This window comes from Pseudomonas sp. E45-MNA-CIBAN-0222 (assembly GCF_040310405.1).
GTDB lineage: Bacteria > Pseudomonadota > Gammaproteobacteria > Pseudomonadales > Pseudomonadaceae > Stutzerimonas > Stutzerimonas stutzeri_AC.
The window spans coordinates 393,770-411,759 of the sequence record NZ_JBEOPU010000001.1 but is presented as its reverse complement, the minus strand read 5'-3'; the positions used below and the strand labels follow the sequence as shown (position 1 = coordinate 411,759).

Annotated in this window: 20 protein-coding genes and 2 pseudogenes; all 22 read left to right on the top strand. The window is 64.1% G+C overall.

What is annotated here, in order from left to right; translation table 11 throughout:
• Positions 1 to 108 precede the first annotated feature (108 nt).
• The 22 genes and pseudogenes from AAEZ08_RS01850 (at position 109) to AAEZ08_RS01745 (ending at position 17,986) form a co-directional block, all read left to right on the top strand.
• A complete protein-coding gene (locus AAEZ08_RS01850) occupies positions 109 to 1,026 on the top strand; it encodes a DUF3577 domain-containing protein (RefSeq protein WP_023093459.1) in 918 nt (305 codons plus the stop codon).
• 57 nt (positions 1,027 to 1,083) lie between these two features.
• Positions 1,084 to 1,776, top strand: a complete 693-nt coding sequence (locus AAEZ08_RS01845) for a DUF3275 family protein (protein ID WP_023093458.1) — start codon at positions 1,084 to 1,086, stop codon at positions 1,774 to 1,776.
• A 94-nt stretch (positions 1,777 to 1,870) separates the two neighbouring features.
• The gene (locus AAEZ08_RS01840; RefSeq protein WP_023093457.1) at positions 1,871 to 2,197 is read left to right on the top strand and encodes a hypothetical protein; all 327 of its coding nucleotides are present in this window, start codon (positions 1,871 to 1,873) and stop codon (positions 2,195 to 2,197) included.
• Between the two features lie 101 nt (positions 2,198 to 2,298).
• Positions 2,299 to 2,706 carry a hypothetical protein gene (locus AAEZ08_RS01835; RefSeq protein ID WP_023093456.1) on the top strand — a complete coding sequence of 136 codons (408 nt, stop codon included), beginning with the start codon at positions 2,299 to 2,301 and terminating at the stop codon, positions 2,704 to 2,706.
• Between the two features lie 16 nt (positions 2,707 to 2,722).
• Entirely contained in the window at positions 2,723 to 2,983 is a 261-nt protein-coding gene (locus tag AAEZ08_RS01830) for a hypothetical protein (protein WP_003050326.1), read from the top strand.
• Positions 2,984 to 3,056: 73 nt separating this feature from the next.
• Complete coding sequence (locus AAEZ08_RS01825; protein ID WP_023093455.1) at positions 3,057 to 3,704, top strand: hypothetical protein; 648 nt, start codon at positions 3,057 to 3,059, stop codon at positions 3,702 to 3,704.
• A gap of 64 nt (positions 3,705 to 3,768) precedes the next feature.
• On the top strand, positions 3,769 to 4,878 hold the full coding sequence (locus tag AAEZ08_RS01820) for a DUF6094 domain-containing protein (RefSeq protein WP_023093454.1): 1,110 nt from the start codon (positions 3,769 to 3,771) through the stop codon (positions 4,876 to 4,878).
• Positions 4,879 to 4,928: 50 nt separating this feature from the next.
• On the top strand, positions 4,929 to 5,249 hold the full coding sequence (locus AAEZ08_RS01815; RefSeq protein ID WP_023093453.1) for a hypothetical protein: 321 nt from the start codon (positions 4,929 to 4,931) through the stop codon (positions 5,247 to 5,249).
• Positions 5,250 to 5,339: 90 nt separating this feature from the next.
• Positions 5,340 to 5,645, top strand: coding sequence for a hypothetical protein (locus AAEZ08_RS01810; protein WP_023093452.1), 306 nt, complete (start codon positions 5,340 to 5,342; stop codon positions 5,643 to 5,645).
• A gap of 135 nt (positions 5,646 to 5,780) precedes the next feature.
• A pseudogene (locus AAEZ08_RS01805) lies at positions 5,781 to 6,815 on the top strand (DEAD/DEAH box helicase); the annotation flags it as partial.
• A 617-nt stretch (positions 6,816 to 7,432) separates the two neighbouring features.
• Positions 7,433 to 9,151, top strand: a complete 1,719-nt coding sequence (gene ltrA / locus AAEZ08_RS01800) for a group II intron reverse transcriptase/maturase (RefSeq protein ID WP_033955702.1) — start codon at positions 7,433 to 7,435, stop codon at positions 9,149 to 9,151.
• A gap of 82 nt (positions 9,152 to 9,233) precedes the next feature.
• Positions 9,234 to 10,478 (top strand): annotated as a pseudogene (locus AAEZ08_RS01795) (helicase-related protein); the annotation flags it as partial.
• A gap of 112 nt (positions 10,479 to 10,590) precedes the next feature.
• The gene (locus tag AAEZ08_RS01790; protein WP_023093446.1) at positions 10,591 to 11,073 is read left to right on the top strand and encodes a hypothetical protein; all 483 of its coding nucleotides are present in this window, start codon (positions 10,591 to 10,593) and stop codon (positions 11,071 to 11,073) included.
• Between the two features lie 160 nt (positions 11,074 to 11,233).
• On the top strand, positions 11,234 to 11,833 hold the full coding sequence (gene pilL2, locus AAEZ08_RS01785; RefSeq protein ID WP_023093445.1) for a PFGI-1 class ICE element type IV pilus protein PilL2: 600 nt from the start codon (positions 11,234 to 11,236) through the stop codon (positions 11,831 to 11,833).
• The gene (locus AAEZ08_RS01780; RefSeq protein ID WP_023093444.1) at positions 11,830 to 12,471 is read left to right on the top strand and encodes a hypothetical protein; all 642 of its coding nucleotides are present in this window, start codon (positions 11,830 to 11,832) and stop codon (positions 12,469 to 12,471) included. The genes pilL2 and AAEZ08_RS01780 overlap by 4 nt, the downstream gene beginning before the upstream one ends.
• A gap of 14 nt (positions 12,472 to 12,485) precedes the next feature.
• Positions 12,486 to 13,211: a TIGR03759 family integrating conjugative element protein gene (locus AAEZ08_RS01775; RefSeq protein WP_023093443.1), complete on the top strand. Its 726-nt coding sequence runs from the start codon at positions 12,486 to 12,488 to the stop codon at positions 13,209 to 13,211.
• Entirely contained in the window at positions 13,193 to 13,798 is a 606-nt protein-coding gene (locus tag AAEZ08_RS01770; protein ID WP_023093442.1) for a transglycosylase SLT domain-containing protein, read from the top strand. The genes AAEZ08_RS01775 and AAEZ08_RS01770 overlap by 19 nt, the downstream gene beginning before the upstream one ends.
• The gene (locus AAEZ08_RS01765; protein ID WP_023093441.1) at positions 13,795 to 14,334 is read left to right on the top strand and encodes an integrating conjugative element protein; all 540 of its coding nucleotides are present in this window, start codon (positions 13,795 to 13,797) and stop codon (positions 14,332 to 14,334) included. Before AAEZ08_RS01770 ends, AAEZ08_RS01765 begins: the two co-directional genes overlap by 4 nt.
• Positions 14,335 to 14,338: 4 nt before the next feature.
• Complete coding sequence (gene traD / locus AAEZ08_RS01760) at positions 14,339 to 16,528, top strand: type IV conjugative transfer system coupling protein TraD (RefSeq protein ID WP_023093440.1); 2,190 nt, start codon at positions 14,339 to 14,341, stop codon at positions 16,526 to 16,528.
• Complete coding sequence (locus AAEZ08_RS01755; RefSeq protein WP_023093439.1) at positions 16,525 to 17,274, top strand: TIGR03747 family integrating conjugative element membrane protein; 750 nt, start codon at positions 16,525 to 16,527, stop codon at positions 17,272 to 17,274. Before traD ends, AAEZ08_RS01755 begins: the two co-directional genes overlap by 4 nt.
• A gap of 98 nt (positions 17,275 to 17,372) precedes the next feature.
• Positions 17,373 to 17,756 carry an integrative conjugative element protein, RAQPRD family gene (locus tag AAEZ08_RS01750; RefSeq protein WP_023093438.1) on the top strand — a complete coding sequence of 128 codons (384 nt, stop codon included), beginning with the start codon at positions 17,373 to 17,375 and terminating at the stop codon, positions 17,754 to 17,756.
• Positions 17,753 to 17,986 (top strand): TIGR03758 family integrating conjugative element protein, encoded by a 234-nt coding sequence (locus AAEZ08_RS01745; protein ID WP_009459672.1) that lies wholly within the window; start codon positions 17,753 to 17,755, stop codon positions 17,984 to 17,986. The genes AAEZ08_RS01750 and AAEZ08_RS01745 overlap by 4 nt, the downstream gene beginning before the upstream one ends.
• Positions 17,987 to 17,990 lie beyond the last annotated feature (4 nt).

Genomic DNA, 17,990 nt, shown 5'->3' with positions numbered 1-17,990 from the left:
GTCTCTGGTGGCGGATGCTTTCGCCTTATCAACCCACCGCGGGGTTACGCACCTCTCCCCGCATGCGTGGGCTGGTGTGTCTCCGCTTCATCCCTATGGAGATTCACCATGAACACCACTTCAAACGAGAAATCGTATTTCGACCTCCACACTTCGGGCATCGGCTACATCCAGCGTGTCCGTGAAGTGCCCGTCAGGGGCGGCCGCCGAGCGCAGCCTTTCCTGGCATGCACCATCGCCGCGCTGGTCGGCCCTGCCAGGGACCCCAGCTACCGCTACTTCGACGTCAAAGTCTCGGGTGCCGAGGCCAAGAAGCTCGTCCAGCGCTACATCGGCGTTGACGATCCCAAGCAGCGCCCACTGGTGCGCTTCCGTACTGGCGATCTGCGCGCCGATCCCTTCATCCGCGACAAGGGTGAACGCAAGGGCGAAGTAGGCGGGTCTCTCAAGGCCCGGCTGCTCAAGACCGAACTGATTGACCGGGCCGAACTGGCCTCGATCAAGCAGCACGAGCTGATCACCCGCGGCATCGGCTACCTCAGCCGCCCGAAGGACGTCACTCCCAAAGACGGTGATCCCTTCCTGTCGTGCTGCATCGCAGCGCTGACCGGCCCTGTCGATGAACCGGAGTATCGGTATTTCGACACGATCGTCGCCACCCCTGAAGCCGAGCACCTGGTTCGCCGGTGCGTGCAGGCCATCGAAGCGGATCGCAAAGTGCTGGTCGCCTTCCGTCTGAACGACATGAAGATCGATCCGTACATCCGCACCAAGGGCGAGCACGCCGGGGAACCGGCCGCGAGTCTGGAATCGACGCTGGTCCACATCGGTCTGATCAAGATCGATGGCACCCAGGTCTATCCCACGAGCCAGGCGCAAGCCGAGGCACCGCAGGCCCAGGACGCATCCGCGCCCGAAGCCGAGGACGCTGCCGACACCGCTGCCGAGCAGCCTGCCGAGTCCGCCGAGCGCGAGCCCGCAGGTGAAGTCGAGGAGCAGGAGCCGGCATTGGCTGCTTCGTTCTGATCCGGCATGGCCCCTCACGGGGCCTTGCCTTTTTCCTATTTCTCAAGGAGAAGCATCATGGCAGTCACATCGGCACCCGAGAAATCGGCCACGCCCATTATCGTCCCGGGCCAGCTCGCGCTGCGCACCATTCACGGCCGCAACGGAAAGTTCAACGTTGGCAAGCTCGAATGCCAACTCGGCAAGTTCACGATAAAAGATGCCGAACTGGAGCAGTACCCCGAGGGCAAGTACCAAGGGGAATTCGTCCTCCGCTACATCTTCCTCAAAGGCTATCCGATCAGCGACGGCAGCATGCGTTTCGAGATGCGCGCCAACCTGGACGGCATGACACTTTTCGGCATCGACAAGCTGAGCAAGGCCGAAGCACATAGCTTCGCCCCACAGGAAGTCGATCCGCTCGATGAAGAGCAAGGGCCGCCGCCTGCGGCAACGCCGGTCAAGGCCTCCAAGGCATCCAGGTCCGCCAAATCTGCACCCGTGCAGGCCTCCGCGGACCCGCTGATCGATACGACGCCCTTCGGCGTGGACGCGCCGCCGCCTGCTACGGCTGCTGCCCCCGGCAGCACCGAGGATGGCGACGCCGCACTGTTCGGCCTGTTGTGGCCGCTGGGCGAGTCCGTGAAGCTGGATTCGACCATCGACCGCCGCGCCCTGCGCGCGCAGATCGCCCGCCTGGACGAACTGGGCTACGCGCTGGACTTCAAGACGCAGGAGTGGAGCCGCCGGGCCGAACTGCAACCTGCGTAACCATGGGCGCCGCATCCGCGGTGTCCTTCATCCACCCGCCGGGGTTCCTTCCCCATGCGGGGGAGGCCTCGGCTCCTTTTTGGAGGTCTCCATCATGTCCACCATCGCTTGCGATTCCCCTCGCTCCGCTCTGGATGAACCCGCTTGGCGGGCTCTCTGCGAGACGGAAGCCGCACAAGCCACCAAGGGGTGCGGACTGTCTCACGACTACTACGTCGAACGCTTCAGTTCCGCGATCGACGAGCAAGTTGCTCGATTGCCCGAAGACCAACGCGCACAAGCGCTGCAGATCGCACAGGAATGGGACTACGCGACACCGGCCGAAAGGCAGGAAGCCCAGGACTGGAACGCTGAACACGGCTATTGCTCGCACGGAATCGAACTGGGTTATTGCCCGGCCGGTTGCGATTCGGACTACTGAGGTCCGGCACACGTCATCGCCGCTTGATCGGCTTTTCACCACCCGTCGGGGTTCTCCCCCTGCGGGAGGCCTCCGACTCTACTTTTTCCAGGAGGCCTCTCATGGGCTGGTATTTCTCTCCCCAATCGCGGTCTGAGCTGATCGCGGAATTGATCGCACCGCAGCAGACCGAGCGCGTCAGCGCGAAGGTCATCGCTCACGCACTGCGCGGCAACGTGCTGTGGTCCGTGGTCGAAATGACCGCCAAGGTCGAGGGTGTGCATCGTGATCTCGCGCCGGGCCAGTCCCTGCGCTACATCCGCTGCGATCTGCTGGAACGCAGCGGCAACCAGTGGGGCTACAAGCCGCTGGAAGAGTCCATGCACCCGTACTACTACTCGTGCCCGCTGTCCTATCTGGACCTCGCACCGGAGCAGTCCGCCGACTGGCGTGCAGGCGTTCGCGCCTACCACGCACGGCGACGCACACCCACGGCTGTCACGGCTCCCGCCGCGACGCTGATGGCCTGAGCCAGGAGGAACCAACATGGACCCGATCCTGGCTGCGCTCTCACCCTCGCTGCTGGCACTCGTTGAAGGAAGTTTGTCCAACGACGAAGTGTCCTCCGACGAGGAGATGCTGGAGTACTTCATCAGCAACGGCCTCACCGAGGAACAGGCACGGCAGGCACTGACCTACCGCGACCAGTACCTCAACAACATCTACCTGGACGGCTTCACGCCGATCACGGCGGTGGACGAGGCGCTTCACTTCAACCCGCACACCCGGCAGTTCGAGCCGGACTGAGCGATTTTCTTCCCACTGGGGCAGTACTTGCCCCAGGGGGCGGTGCTGTTCCCGTTCATCCGAGGACACCACCATGCCCGCAAACACTTCTTCCACGCTGTACCGCATCGACGAATGCCCGGACGTGATGGCCGACGCCTGTGTCGGCGATGACCAGGGCAACCTGATCTTCCTGTCCATCTGGGCGCGCGACACCGCCGTCCAGCAGTTCCTTGCTCGCCTGACCCTCGGGCGCGACGAGCAGGGACTGGACCAGTTCCACATCATCACCGATCAGGGCGGCAGCGTCCCGGTGTTCGTCGGCAACGTCGATCGCCTGGAAAAGCGCATGACCCGCGCTTACCGGCGAACGCTGTTCGGTTCGCTGTCCAACGTGTGGCTGTTCGACCGGCGCTGCGTCAAGCCCGACAAGGCCAACGCCAGCGCATTGGCATTGCTGCCACGCGACAGTGCCCACCGGCTTGACCGCCTGTGGATGCTGGTGCGGGACACCTGCCCGTTGCCGCTGCTCGACCACTGGCGCGAGACCGTGCTGGAACTGCTGCAAAGCCGCGAGATGCTGGCCCGCCTTCCGTTCGCCCTCGGGCCGCTGGAAGGCCATCGGCTCGCCATCGACGTGCCGGCGCTGACCTTGGCGCTGGGTTCCCTGATCCGCAGTGACGTGCTCACCGCCTATCCATACCCGGCCAAGATCTGGACGCCGGAAGTGGTAGCGGCCTGACCCACCCACGGAGGCACGCCTTGGCGTGCTTCCGTGTTTCATCCCCGCCAACCAGGAGACTTCCATGGCCCTCATGTTCCCGCGGCTCGCCCGCAATTTCGCCAAGAACGGGTACTACCCGACCGACGAACCCACGCTCGAAAGAGCCCTCAACGCACTGATGCCCAGCGACGGGCCGATGTGCATCCTCGATCCCTGCGCCGGCGAAGGCGTGGCGATCGCCGAAGCCGCCCATGCCCTCGGGCGCGAGCAGGCCAAGGCGTTCGCCGTCGAGTTCGACGCGGAGCGGGCACGCCATGCCCGAGGTCTGGTCGATCACTGCCTGCACGCGGACCTGATGGACACGATGGTCTCCAAACAGTCCTTCGGGTTGCTCTGGCTCAACCCGCCGTATGGCGACCTGTCCAAGGACGTCAACGGCAACATCGGATACCAGGGCCAGGGCCGTGCCCGCCTCGAAAAGCTGTTCTATCAGCGTTCGCTGTCGCTGTTGCAGTACGGCGGCGTGCTGGTCTTCATCGTTCCCGGCTACGTGCTCGACGCGGAGCTGGTCGGCTGGCTGACACGTCACTACACCGATCTGCGGATCTACCGAGCGGTGGAGACGCAGTTCAAGCAAGTGGTGATCTTCGGCCGAAGGGTGCGCCAGCGCGAGCAGGCCCCCGATGGCGTCAAGGCCGTGCGCAGCCTGCTGCTGCAGGTTGGGCTTGGCGAAGTCGAAGCCGAGGAACTTCCGAGCGAGTGGCCGTTCTTGCCATACATCATCCCCGCCAGTCCGGCCGAGCCGGAGCATTTCTTCCGCGTGACGATGGAGCCCGAACAGTTCGCCGACGAGGTTGGCAGGCTGCAAGGCCTCTGGCCGTCGCTGGACACGCACTTGGGGGCCGCGCAGCAGTCGCTGCGTCCACCGGCGCGAGCCTTGTCCCACTGGCATCTCGCCCTGGCCTTGGCCGCGGGCGCGATCTCCGGCGTTGTGCGCTCCCAGACGGGGCGCGTGCTCGTCGTCAAAGGTGACACCCACAAGGACAAGACGCTCCAGCGGGAATTCACCGAACGCGAAGACGGCTCCATCGCCGAGACCCGCATCCTCACCGACAAGTTTGTGCCCGTCATCCGCGCGTGGGACATGACGCCTGGCTCCGCGACACGGGGCGAGGTGTTAACCATCCGCTGATCCACCGGACGCGCTGCCGTCCTGCTGTACCACATCGAAGGAGAAACACCATGTTCCCCAATCCGTTCAAGCGGCCAGCGCCGCACAAGCAACCGTTGTTCGCACCGAGTACGTTGAAGTTGAGCGAGAAGGTGCATTGGCTGGCCCGAAGAGGCCTGATCGACCCCTTAGCCTATGTCCAGCGCCATGTGCGCGGGGACTGGGGCGAGATCGATGAGGCCACACGCCAAGCCAACGACGTGGCGATCCAACAGGACAACCTGATGATCTCGCAGTTCAGGATCACGCCGGACCTGGCGCTAATCGTCAAGACCAGCGAGGACCACGAGACCACGGTGATCCAGCTTCCCGAAGAGCGGGACCTGATCTGACGTCCCCACATCGTCATCCTCATTTTCCTGACGGAGCCACTTCACTCCGGCAGGGGTGTCGTGGCTCAATGACTCATCAAGGAGGAGCCCATGGCATCACATCGCATCGAAACCTACTGTCAGAGCCTGGCGTTCCCCATCGGGGCGCTTATCTTCAGCAAAGGCATTGACCGCCTGGTCCGCTCGGGTCGCCTCGACCCGATCCCGTACTTCAGGCGCCACACCCGTGGCGACTGGGGCGACGTCAACGTCCAGCAATGGCAGGCCAACAGCACCGCGCTTCAATCAGGCGCATCGCTGGCATCGCACTACGTGATCCATCCGGGGCTGGCCATTCGCATCGTTACCGACGCGGAGCGCCACGCCACCGTCATCGTTCTGCCGTCCGAGGACTGAGCACGGTTCAGCCGCTGGCCACCCAGGCCAGCACCTTCAACCACCGTCGGCCACGCGTCGATTTACTTCCCACCACGGGGCATGCCACTGCCCCGCTGGGGGTGGTGCATGCCCCTTTTTCTTTGGAGCATCACCATGTCCCTCGATCTCGAAACCAATGCCGCTGAAGCCGCGCCCGTACAGGGCGAACTGCTCGACGCGGAATCCTCCCCTCTGACCCTGAGCCTTCAGGATTTCGTCGGCGAGTTCGGCGACGAACTGCTCGACGCCCTCAACAGCGCCAACCCGCCGGTCTATACCGGCCAACCGCAAGCACATCGCCAGCTCATCGTCGCCAGCCTCAAGCGCAAGCTATTCCAGGCCCAGGCCGAAGTCGTCCACGCCGCCGCGGAGCTGCTGATTGACCGTGGCGAGCGCGCCGCGATCGTCAATGGCGAGATGGGCTGCGGCAAGACGACCGTCGGCATCGCCACGGCCGCTGTGCTCAACGCCGAAGGCTACCGCCGGACCTTGGTTCTCTCGCCCCCGCACCTTGTTTACAAGTGGCGGCGCGAGATCCAGGAGACAGTAGCGGGCGCGAAGGTCTGGGTGCTCAACGGCCCCGATACCTTGGTCAAGCTCATCAAGCTGCGCGAGCAGTTGGGTGTGCAGCCGACCGGCCAGGAGTTCTTTGTCCTGGGGCGCGTCAGGATGCGAATGGGGTTCCACTGGAAGCCTGTCTTCACCCAGCGGCGCACCCGCCACGGCGACGTGGCGGCCTGCCCGGACTGCGGCACGGTCATCACCGACCTCGACGGCGAGCCGGTCAACCCGGTCGCGCTTGAAGCCGAGGAGTACCGCAGGAAGTGCAGCCATTGCGCAGCGCCCCTGTGGACGCTGATCCGCCCACGCAGCCTGTCCGGCAACGACCAGTCCTCGGCCGTGCTGAAAGCCTTGAAGCGCATCCCGACCATCGGGGCAGTCACCGCGCAGAAGCTGATGCAGAAGTTCGGAGACGGCTTCCTGGCCTCGATGCTCGGCGACAACATCCATGAGTTCATCAATCTCATGGACGGCAACGGCGAGCTGGTGTTTTCCGACCGTCAGGCCACCCGCATGGAACGTGCGATGGCCAACATGGAGTTCGGCTTTGGCGAAGGCGGCTACCAGCCGTCCGAGTTCATCAAACGCGTGCGACGTGAAGTCGCCTGAGTAATTGTTCCAACGGGGGCAACCCCGACGAGGAACCTGATGTTCCGTCATCAGTAGCCTACCGGCACATGCAGGACTGGTAACGGTCTTGTGTGAAGCTGCCGGGACAATGTAGCTGGGCCTTCGGGCCGCGCCGCTGCCGTGAGGCAAGGCGTTACCTGCGAGCATCAATGCGGGTACGGCGCTAGGCTGGGTGGTATGACCAACGCAAGTGAACTGCTGTTAAACACCGTTATGAATGACAAGCCAAAGATGCTGACAGGCTTGAACCAAAAGGTATGCGGTCGGTTGCTCTTTATCCGTTTTGGGGGCACACGGACATCATGACCGCCGGTGGAAAGGCAGGGTCTAACCCATCTCGTTACTCAAGCGAAACACGGTAAGCCCGTATCGCTGCCCTTCGGGGCAGGCAGACCGTAAGGAATGCTGTTGGTGGTGCGGGTAAAGGAATGTGGAGAAAGCGAATGCCGTCCTGTAATGGGACGGATAGGGGTTGAGCCGTAAGGCGACATCATCCCACGCGAAAGCGGGCAGACTTCCACTTGGTCTTTCTCTACGAGAAAACTTGTCCAACCTTCTACAAGAGGGAATTGCAGATGACTACGCAAGAAATTGCTTGCGCGGGTGCGCCCTCACACGAATCGGTCACATGGCACAGCATCGACTGGGCTGCGTGTCACCGTGAAGTGCGAAGGCTCCAGGCGCGTATCGTAAAGGCGACTCGGGAAGGAAAACACGGCAAGGTGAAAGCCCTGCAGTGGATTCTGACCCACTCGTTCAGCGGCAAAGCATTGGCCGTCAGACGAGTCACCGAGAACCAAGGTAAGAAGACGCCGGGCGTGGATGGCATCACATGGTCCACCCCGGAAGCCAAGTCTCAAGCCATGTTGTCAATCAAGCGGCGCGGGTATCGTCCCCAACCGCTGAAGCGTGTCTATATTCCTAAAGCCAATGGGAAGATGCGGCCGCTGGGTATCCCGACCATGAGAGACAGGGCGATGCAGGCGCTATACCTGCTGGCTCTTGAACCCGTGGCCGAGACCACAGCGGACGGACGCTCGTTTGGGTTCCGACCGGAGAGGTCCACGGCGGACGCCATCGAACAGTGCTTCACGGCACTGTCCAAGAAGGTGGCACCGCAGTGGGTTCTCGAAGGCGACATCAAGGGCTGCTTCGACAACATCAGCCATGACTGGCTCATGGGTCATGTACCGACGGATCGCGAGATTCTGAGGAAGTGGCTCAAGGCCGGATACATGGAAGATCGGCAACTTTTTCCAACAGAAGCTGGTACCCCGCAAGGGGGCATCATCTCGCCAACTCTGGCGAATCTCGTCCTCGACGGGCTGGAAGCCAAACTGGATGCTGCGTTCGGAAGAAAGCGGTACGCCAACGGTGTACAGACCCGTTTGATGGTCAACTATGTGCGGTATGCGGACGACTTCATCGTGACAGGACGCTCGAAAGAGCTACTGGAACAGGAGGTCATGCCGATCATCGAGGACTTCATGCGGGAACGGGGGCTCACGCTCTCACCCGAGAAGACCAAGATCACGCACATCGACGAGGGCTTCGATTTCCTCGGGCAAAACGTGCGCAAGTACAACGGCAAGCTGTTGATCAAGCCGTCGAAAGCGAACGTGGCGACCTTTTTGGAGAAAGTGCGCTCGGCGGTCAAAGGCAATAAGGCGCTGGATCAGCCTCGGCTGATTCGGATGCTCAACCCAATGATCCAAGGCTGGGCGAATTATCACCAGCACGTCGTGTCCAAAGCGACGTTCGCGCGTGTCGATCATGAGATTTGGCGTGTGTTGTGGCAGTGGGCCGTTCGTCGGCATCCGCAGAAAAGCAGCGTCTGGATCAAGCAGCGCTACTTCCACTCCGTAGGCACCCGTAACTGGGTGTTTGCGGCGGCGACGGGTGAAAGGTTCCCTGATGGGAACCCCATCCTGTCGTCACTGCGGAAGGCAACGGATACGCCCATTCGGCGACACCGGCCAATCAAGTTGGAAGCCAATCCATTCGACCCGACGTGGGAGACGTACTTTGAGGAGCGTGTAAGCCTCAAGATGCAGAACTCACTGCGGGGCAGGAAGAAGCTCATCAACCTCTGGTTGGCACAGGATCGTCGTTGTCCGATCTGCCAAGAGTTGATCACGCAGGAGACGGGGTGGCATGTCCACCACATCATTCGGCGGGTCGATGGCGGAAAGGATGGGAACACCAATCTCATCATGGTGCATCCAAACTGTCATAACCAGATTCACGTCAATGGTCTCAAGGTGGTGAAGCCGGTCCGCGAAAGCGGGCTTTGAAAGGCTTGAGCCGTATGAGGGGAAACTCTCACGTACGGTTCTTAGGGGGGGATGGGCCAGCAATGGCCTGTCCCTACCCGACTACCTGCCGCAAGGCACGTTCGACCTGCTCATCGCCGACGAGGCGCACGAGTACAAGAACGGCGGCAGTGCCCAAGGCCAGGCCATGGGTGTGCTGGCAGCGAAGGCTCGCAAGACCTTGCTGCTGACTGGCACGCTGATGGGCGGCTACGGGGACGACCTGTTCTACCTGCTGTTCCGAGCCCTTCCGGGGCGGATGATCGAAGACGGCTACCGCCCGACCACGAGCGGCAGCATGACCTCGGCCGCGATGGCGTTCATGCGCGATCACGGGGTCTTGAAGGACATCTACTCCGAGAGCACCGGCACGGCGCACAAGACGGCCAAGGGCACCAAGGTATCGGTGCGCACGGTCAAGGCCCCGGGCTTCGGCCCCAAGGGCGTCTTGCGCTGCATCCTGCCGTTCACGATCTTCCTCAAGCTCAAGGACATCGGCGGCAACGTCCTGCCGCCGTATGACGAGGAGTTCCGAGAAGTCGCGATGGACACGGCGCAAGCCGCGGCCTACCGCGATCTGGCGGGTCGGCTGACCGCGGAGCTGAAACAGGCTCTTGCACGACGCGATACGACTTTGCTGGGTGTGGTGCTCAACGTGCTGCTGGCCTGGCCAGATTGCTGCTTCCGGTCGGAAACCGTGGTGCATCCGCGCACGCGCAACACCTTGGCGTTCGTCCCGGCTCAGTTCAACGAGTTCGAGTTGACGCCGAAAGAGCGCGAGCTGATCGACATCTGCAAAGAGGAGAAGGCGCAGGGGCGCAAGGTCCTGGCCTACACGGTCTATACCGGCACACGCGACACGACCAGCCGGTTGAAGGTGCTGCTAGAGCAAGAAGGTTTTCGGGTGGCGGTGCTGCGCGCAAGCGTGGATGCCAGCCGTCGCGAGGACTGGATCGCCGAGCAACTGGACCGTGGCATCGATGTGCTCATCACCAACCCCGAGCTGGTTAAAACGGGACTGGACCTGTTGGAGTTTCCGACGATCGTGTTCATGCAGTCGGGCTACAACGTGTACTCGCTGCAGCAGGCGGCACGCCGCTCCTGGCGCATCGGGCAGAAGCTGTCCGTGCGCGTGATCTACCTCGGCTACGCCGGTTCCTCGCAGATGACCTGCCTAGAGCTGATGGCCAAGAAGATCATGGTCTCGCAGTCCACCTCGGGCGACGTGCCCGAATCGGGGCTGGATGTGCTCAACCAGGACGGTGATTCCGTCGAGGTCGCACTGGCCCGGCAATTGGTCGCCGCCTGACCCCCACGCCATCGCCGGCCTAGTGCCGCCGGCTTTCTGTTGTTCCTACCTCGTAGCCATGCCCGTGTTCTTCGCGGGCATGGCTACGCATTTTCATTTCAAGGAGATTTCCATGAACACCAACACCCCTTCGATCGAACCCGCAGACGGCGGCGAGATCGAGATGCAAGTCGCTGTTGCCTGCGTCGATGTTTCCGGCACCCCCGACATGCCGGTCTTCAAGGTCAGAACCACCCAGGAGGAATACGATCAGGGTGCCCACTACTACAAAGCCAAGGATCTGGCCGAAGAAGCCCGGTACGAAGGGCCGTTCGTCTGCTTCGACGCTGCCGAATATGGCCCCATCCTGTCGGCCGCCCGCGAACTGGGCCTTGCCCCGCAGGTCGTCGTGGTCGATATGACCGACGGCCAGATCCACTCCATCCGCTGCGACACCGGCGAGATCAAGGTCGTCTGCTACGACACCAGCGACACCGACGAGTACTCGGCGGCGGTGGCGGACCGGCCGCTCGGCGAGAACGGCCAGCTCGTGCGCTGCTGGGCGCATGCCCAACTGGCACAGGTCGATCCCGGCTTGAAGCTGGCTCGGGATTGATTCGGCAGAGTCCGATCTGCGCTTTCACTGGCCCCTTCGGGGGCCTTTTTCTTTGGAGTGAGGCTGTCGGGAAATCGGGCGCTGCCTGGTTCGCATTGTTTGCTGCTGCTCGTGACCCGAGCGGCGATGGTGAGGGCTCGATGTTTCAGGACGACGCGCCATGTGCCCCTCTCCACCGTGGTTTCACCATCCCGAACGCCGCCTGCTGGCGGGATTTCTCGGCCTGCTTTGGTTGGTACTGGCTGGCGGCTGCGCGACAACGACTGCACCGCACGCACCCGATGCCTTCGAGGAAGTCTCGACCGCGCCCGAACCCGAAGCACCCGAGTACATCCCCGTTGTGCGCTACGGGCGCTACACGTTGGTCGAGCTGGCCCCCACGGCGGCGCAGCGCGACCTGCTGTTGCAGACCATCGATGTTTCGATGCCGGCGGATGCCCGCGTCACGGTCGGCGATGGGCTGCGGCATGTGCTCAAACGCAGCGGCTACAGCCTGTGTCAAACAGCACATGCCGTGATCGAGTTGTATGCACTGCCGCTGCCGGCGGCGCACCTGCATCTCGGTCCCATGACTTTGCGCGACGCGCTGCTCACCCTGGCTGGTCCGGCCTGGGAACTGCACGCGGATGACCGCGCACGACAGATTTGCTTCGAGCGGCCCGGCGACAGCGTGGCCATCGAACCAATGCCCGAACCGGCCGCCGCCGATGCGGTGCAGACCTTCCCACTGATGCCCTCCATTCCAGGCGGCCAGCCATGAACACTCCCCAATCTTCGCGGCGCCCGGCTGTCGCCGTGGTGATGCAAAGCCTGCTCTGGCTCTGGCTGCTCGGTCTCAGCGTCATCGTGGCCCTCGGCTACCAGGCGATGAGCGACCAGGCCGACGAGAAACGGCTCGACTCCCGTTTGCAACGCCTCGAAGCGCAGACGGTGGCCCTGGCTGAGACCATCGGAACCATCCAGCAGCGTCCGCCTGTCGCAACGGCGGCGGACCTCAAAGAAACCCGCCAAATCCTGGAAGCACGCGCTTCCCAGGTTGAGAAAACATTGAGCAGCTACGCAGCCGCCGACGACCTTCAGGCGCTGCGCGCGGAGATCGAGCAGATCAAGACGCGCCAGACCGCCGCGCGTGCAGCAACACCCACCCAGCCGCGCACATCGAGCAAGCCCGCCGCCAAGCCTGAACCGCCGCCACTGCCGTTCCGCATCGTCGGCGCCGAACTGCGCGCCGGCCAGCTCAGCGTGTCCGTCGTGCCGAGCAGTGGAAACTCTACGCCCGACCAGCTACAGGTGCTGCTGCCCGGTGATGCGGTCGGTCCATGGCGCTTGCAGGCAATCGATGGCAGCGCCGCGGTGTTCCAAGCCGGCGACCAGACCCGTCGCGTGGCGATTCCCTGATCGGAGCACACGACATGAAGCCGTCGATCATCCTTTCCGCACTCCTGCTGGCTTCAGTCCAGTGGCCCGCGTGGGCGCAGCAGCCAGCCACAGCTCCCGCCCGCAATGCGCAGAGCCAGGAGCGCCCGCTGGCCGCCCGCGTCCTGGACGACCGAGTAGCAAGCAACTGGGGCCTCCAACCCCAGGAATGGGCGCGCTACCGCGAGCTGATGGATGGGCCGCTGGGCATCTACTCGCCCAACCTGGACCCGCTGTCTGCCCTAGGCATCGAGGCACGCACCGACGAAGAACGGCGGCGCTATGCAGAGCTGCAGGTGCAAGTCGAGGCACGCCGCGTCGAGAAGCTGCTCGCCTACCAACGTGCCTACGACGAAGCCTGGCAGCGCCTGAACCCCGGCATGCAGCGCGTGAACCTGCCCGACGACGGGCCGGGCACCGGCACCGCGCGCGGCAGCGGTCGCATGGCGGTGTTCGTCAAGGACGGCTGCGCGGTCTGTGGGCAGCTCGTGCAGCGGCTGCAATCCTCGGGTGCCGAGTTCGACCTGTATATGGTGGGCAGCCGCCAGGACGACGCACGCATCCGCGACTGGGCCAAGCGCGCGCAGATCGACCCGGCACGCGTGCGCAGCGGCAGCATTACCCTCAACCACGACGGTGGCCGCTGGCTGTCGCTGGGCCTGCCCGGTGACTTGCCCGCGACTGTGCGCGAGGTGAACGGCCAATGGCAGCGCCAGCCGTAGCGGCCACCTCCGTCTCGCAGCTCTTGCGCGCACTGGTGCTCGCTACCGGCCTGTGCGCCTGCGCCGCCCATGCCCAGGAGATTCCGCCACCCGCCTACCAGCTCGCCGCCCAGCGGGCGGGCATCCCCTCGACCGTGCTCTACGCCGTGGCCTTGCAGGAGAGCGGAGTTCGACGCAACGGGCGCATCGTCCCGTGGCCGTGGTCCCTCAATGTCGCCGGCCAGTCGCGCCGCTTTGCCACGCGCGCCGATGCCTGCTCGGGCTTGCAACAGGCAATGCGCGCCACGCCTCACACGCGCATCGATGCAGGCCTGGGCCAGATCAACCTCGGCTACCACAAGCACCGCTTCACCAGCGCGTGTGACCTGCTGGACCCGTATCGCAACCTCGCCATCGCCGCTGAAATCCTGAACGAGCAGCACACGTCCGGCGAAGACTGGCTGCTCGCGATCGGCCGCTACCACCGTCCTGCGGGCGGCGAACCCGCCGCCCGCTACCGGCGCAGCGTGTCGCGCCATCTCGCGCGTGTGCAGGGCGCACGTCCAAACGCGGCGGTGCTCGCCGCGCGCCAGGAGACTTCCCCATGACGAAATCCCATCTGGCCCTGCGGGGCCTGCTTGTGCTGCTGGCAGGACTGCCGCTGGCATCGCGTGCCGGCGATCCGCTGATCGTGGTCGAAGATCGCGGTGGCACGTCGGCGCTGCCGTACTACGAGGCCCTCAACCTCCAGCCGCGCGCCGATGTCCCGGCCCGTCCCCCCATTCCGACGCCACAGGTTCCCGCCACACCCGCGGACGAGACAGCGATGCTGCCGGTGCGCAGCGCCAAGCTCACGCCCGGCACCGTCGCGCGGCGCGTGATCGAAGCGCCCGGCCTGCGGCCGTTCGTGGTCATCGGCGACGACGACGCCTCCCGGGCCTGGTTGCAGCGCCGCAGCGTTGCTTTGCGCGAACGCGGCGCGGTCGGCTTGGTGGTCAATGTCGAGACCGCGCAGGGCCTGGCACGGCTGCGTGCCCTGGTGCCGGGCGTGCCGCTTGCGCCCGTAGCCGGAGACGACCTGGCCGATCGCCTGGGCCTGCGGCACTACCCGGCGCTGATCACGGCCACCGGCATCGAGCAATGAAGCCATGTCGGGGAAACAGCCGGTCGAGGTTCTGCTACGCCCAGCGGTGGAGCTATACACCGTCGCAGCGTGTGCAGGCGCCGCGTTTCTGTCCCTGGTGGCCCCATGGTCGCTCGCGCTGAGCCCGGCCATGGGCGTCGGCAGCGCCTTGGCGTTCGGCGCCTATGGCGCGATCCGCTACCGCGATGCCCGCGTGATCCTGCGCTACCGGCGCAACATCCGCCGCCTGTCGCGCTACGTGATGACGAGCAAGGACGTGCCCGTCAGCCAGCAGCGGCTTTTCATCGGGCGCGGGTTCCTGTGGGAACAAAAACACACCCATAGGCTGATGCAGACGTACCGGCCGGAGTTCCGCCGATACGTCGAGCCGACGCCTGCCTACCGGCTGGCACGGCGACTGGAGGAGCGGCTGGAGTTCGCGCCGTTCCCGCTATCCCGGCTGTCCGCGCTCACGGGCTGGGATGTGCCTTTCAACCCGGTGCGTCCGCTGCCGCCTGTGGGCGGCCTGCCACGCCTGCACGGCATCGAACCGGACGAGGTGGACGTCAGCCTACCGCTCGGCGAGCGTGTCGGGCACTCGCTGGTGCTGGGCACCACGCGCGTGGGCAAGACGCGACTGGCCGAGTTGTTCGTGACCCAGGACATCCGCCGCAAGAGCGCTGCCGGCGAACACGAAGTCGTGATCGTCATCGACCCCAAAGGGGATGCGGACCTCTTGAAGCGCATGTATGTCGAGGCCAAGCGCGCGGGCCGTGAAGGCGAGTTTTACATCTTCCACTTGGGCTGGCCGGAGATTAGCGCCCGCTACAACGCGGTGGGCCGATTCGGTCGCATCTCGGAAGTCGCCACCCGTATCGCAGGGCAACTCTCCGGTGAAGGCAATAGCGCGGCCTTCAGGGAGTTCGCGTGGCGCTTCGTCAACATCATTGCCCGTGCCCTAGTGGAACTGGGACAGCGCCCGGACTACATGCTGATCCAGCGGCACGTCATCAACATCGACGCGCTGTTTATCGAGTACGCCCAGCACTACTTCGCCAAGACCGAGCCCAAGGCCTGGGAGGTGATCGTCCAGATCGAGGCCAAGCTCAACGAGAAGAACATTCCGCGCAACATGATCGGGCGCGAGAAGCGCGTGGTTGCGCTGGAGCAGTATCTCTCCCAGGCGCGCAACTACGACCCGGTGCTCGACGGACTGCGCTCGGCAGTTCGGTACGACAAGACCTACTTCGACAAGATCGTCGCGTCATTGCTGCCGTTGTTGGAAAAGCTCACGAGCGGCAAGATCGCGCAGCTCCTGGCACCGAACTATTCCGACCTGGCCGACCCGCGCCCGATCTTCGATTGGATGCAAGTCATCAGGAAGCGCGCCATCGTCTATGTGGGACTGGACGCGCTGTCCGACGCCGAGGTTGCCGCAGCGGTCGGGAACTCCATGTTCTCCGACCTGGTTTCGGTGGCGGGCCATATCTACAAGCACGGGATCGACGATGGCCTGCCGGACGCCTCTGCTGGCGCGCGCGTGCCGATCAACGTCCATGCGGACGAATTCAATGAACTCATGGGTGACGAATTCGTGCCGCTTATCAACAAAGGCGGCGGCGCCGGGCTGCAAGTCACCGCGTACACGCAGACCCTCTCGGACATCGAGGCCCGCATCGGCAACCGCGCGAAAGCTGGCCAGGTGATCGGCAACTTCAACAACCTGTTCATGCTGCGCGTGCGCGAGACGGCCACCGCCGAACTGCTGACGCGGCAGTTGCCGAAGGTCGAGGTCTATACCACTACCATCGTCTCAGGGGCAACCGACAGTTCGGACATCCGCGGCGCGACGGATTTCACGTCGAACACCCAGGACCGCATCAGCATGTCCAGCGTGCCGATGATCGAGCCATCGCACGTAGTCGGCCTGCCCAAAGGCCAGTGCTTCGCGCTGCTGCAGGGCGGCCAGCTTTGGAAGGTTCGCATGCCGCTGCCGATACCAGACCCGGATGAAGTGATGCCGGCGGACCTGCAACAACTGGCGGGGTACATGCGCCAGAGCTACAGCGAGGCTACGCAGTGGTGGGAGTTCACCAGTTCCCCGACCTTGCAGAATGCGGCCTTGCCCGATGACCTGCTGGATGATGCGGCTCCAGCCGAGTCTGCTGCGGTGGCCACCGCCACCGACCACAATGCCGACGAGGCCGCGCCATGAAGGACGCCGCATCGACCGCGCAGCGGGAGCAGAACCAGCGCCAGGGCCTGATCGTCGGCACCGTCACCTTGCCGTTTCGCTTGCTTGGAGTGCTGATCGGCTCGCTGCTGTTCTCGATCGTGGTGGAGTGCGTCGGCATGCACCTGTTCTGGAAGGACCAGGGCTGGCGCCATTCCCAGCAGATGTTGCAGTACGAGCTTGGACACCTGTCCAGCCACTTCACGCGCAGCGTGGTCGTGCAGGAGCCGGGGCGCACAGCGCACGAGTTGGTGGATACAGGCTACGAATGGGTGTTTGTTCGCTCCGGGCTGCTGGCGCGCATGAGCCAGACCGCCGAGCGCGTCCGCGCACCCAGCCACGAGCAGGCGCGCAACTTCCGCTACTACATCAGCCAAGTCTATGTCTGGGCCGAGAGCTACCTGATCGCCGCGGCCTTCACGACGCTGACCTTCCTAGTGCGCCTGCTGGTCCTGGTGCTCACGCTGCCGCTGATCTTCACGGCCGCTTTCGTCGGTCTGATTGATGGTCTGGTACGACGCGACGTGCGCAGGTTCGGCGCGGGCCGCGAATCCGGGTTCATCTACCACCGCGCGAAAGCCAGCCTTATGCCCCTGGCCGTGCTGCCGTGGATCACGTACCTGGCACTGCCGATCTCGGTGCATCCATTGCTGATCCTGTTGCCGAGCGCCGCCTTGCTGGGACTGGCCGTGAGCCTGACTGCGGGCAGCTTCAAGAAGTACCTCTAGCCGATCAATCCGGTCATCCGCAGGTTCCTATTGTTTGCGGCCTGAAACAGCCCTGATCTCCACGATCTAGCCATTGCTGATCACACAGGAATGGCGCGATGTTGGCTCCGATCTGGCTGCGCGCCGCGCATCGCGGCGTGCCCACTTTTCTCGTGACGGTCCTTGTGTTGGGCCAGTCCTCGATGGCGTTGGCCGAGTCCCCAGCGCAGCGTCAGGAGCTGGTCGCAGCGCTGCGCCAACTCGACGCGCTGGAGCACACGGTCACCGACAGCGCCGCGCATGCCCCCATCCAGCCGGGCGAGCGCTACCACTTCGACTACCCGAGGCTGCTGGCTGACCTGGCGCGCGTGCGCGCCGGCATCCAGGCCCATCTCACACCGTCGCGCGCCCAGCCGCGCGACCCGTCCGAATTGACCGGCGACTACCGCACGGAGCGGGTCGTCCCGCCATCACCGCCGACGACCGCGGAGGGCAAGCCATGAACGGCGCCCAGGTCTCGGCATTTCAAGCCAACAGCGGCATCGCACCTTCAGCGATGGCGACCGTCCTGGTCGGCGTCGTGTTCGCGGTCCTGCTCGTCTGGGGCGTTTGGGCCATGCGAACGGCCTACGTGGGGTGGTCCGAGAGCCGCCTCAACCAACGCCAGTTCCTCGGCGTCTGCATCCGATTCGTCGCGATGTACCTCGTCCTGACTTTCTTCCTCCTCTCCTGACCTG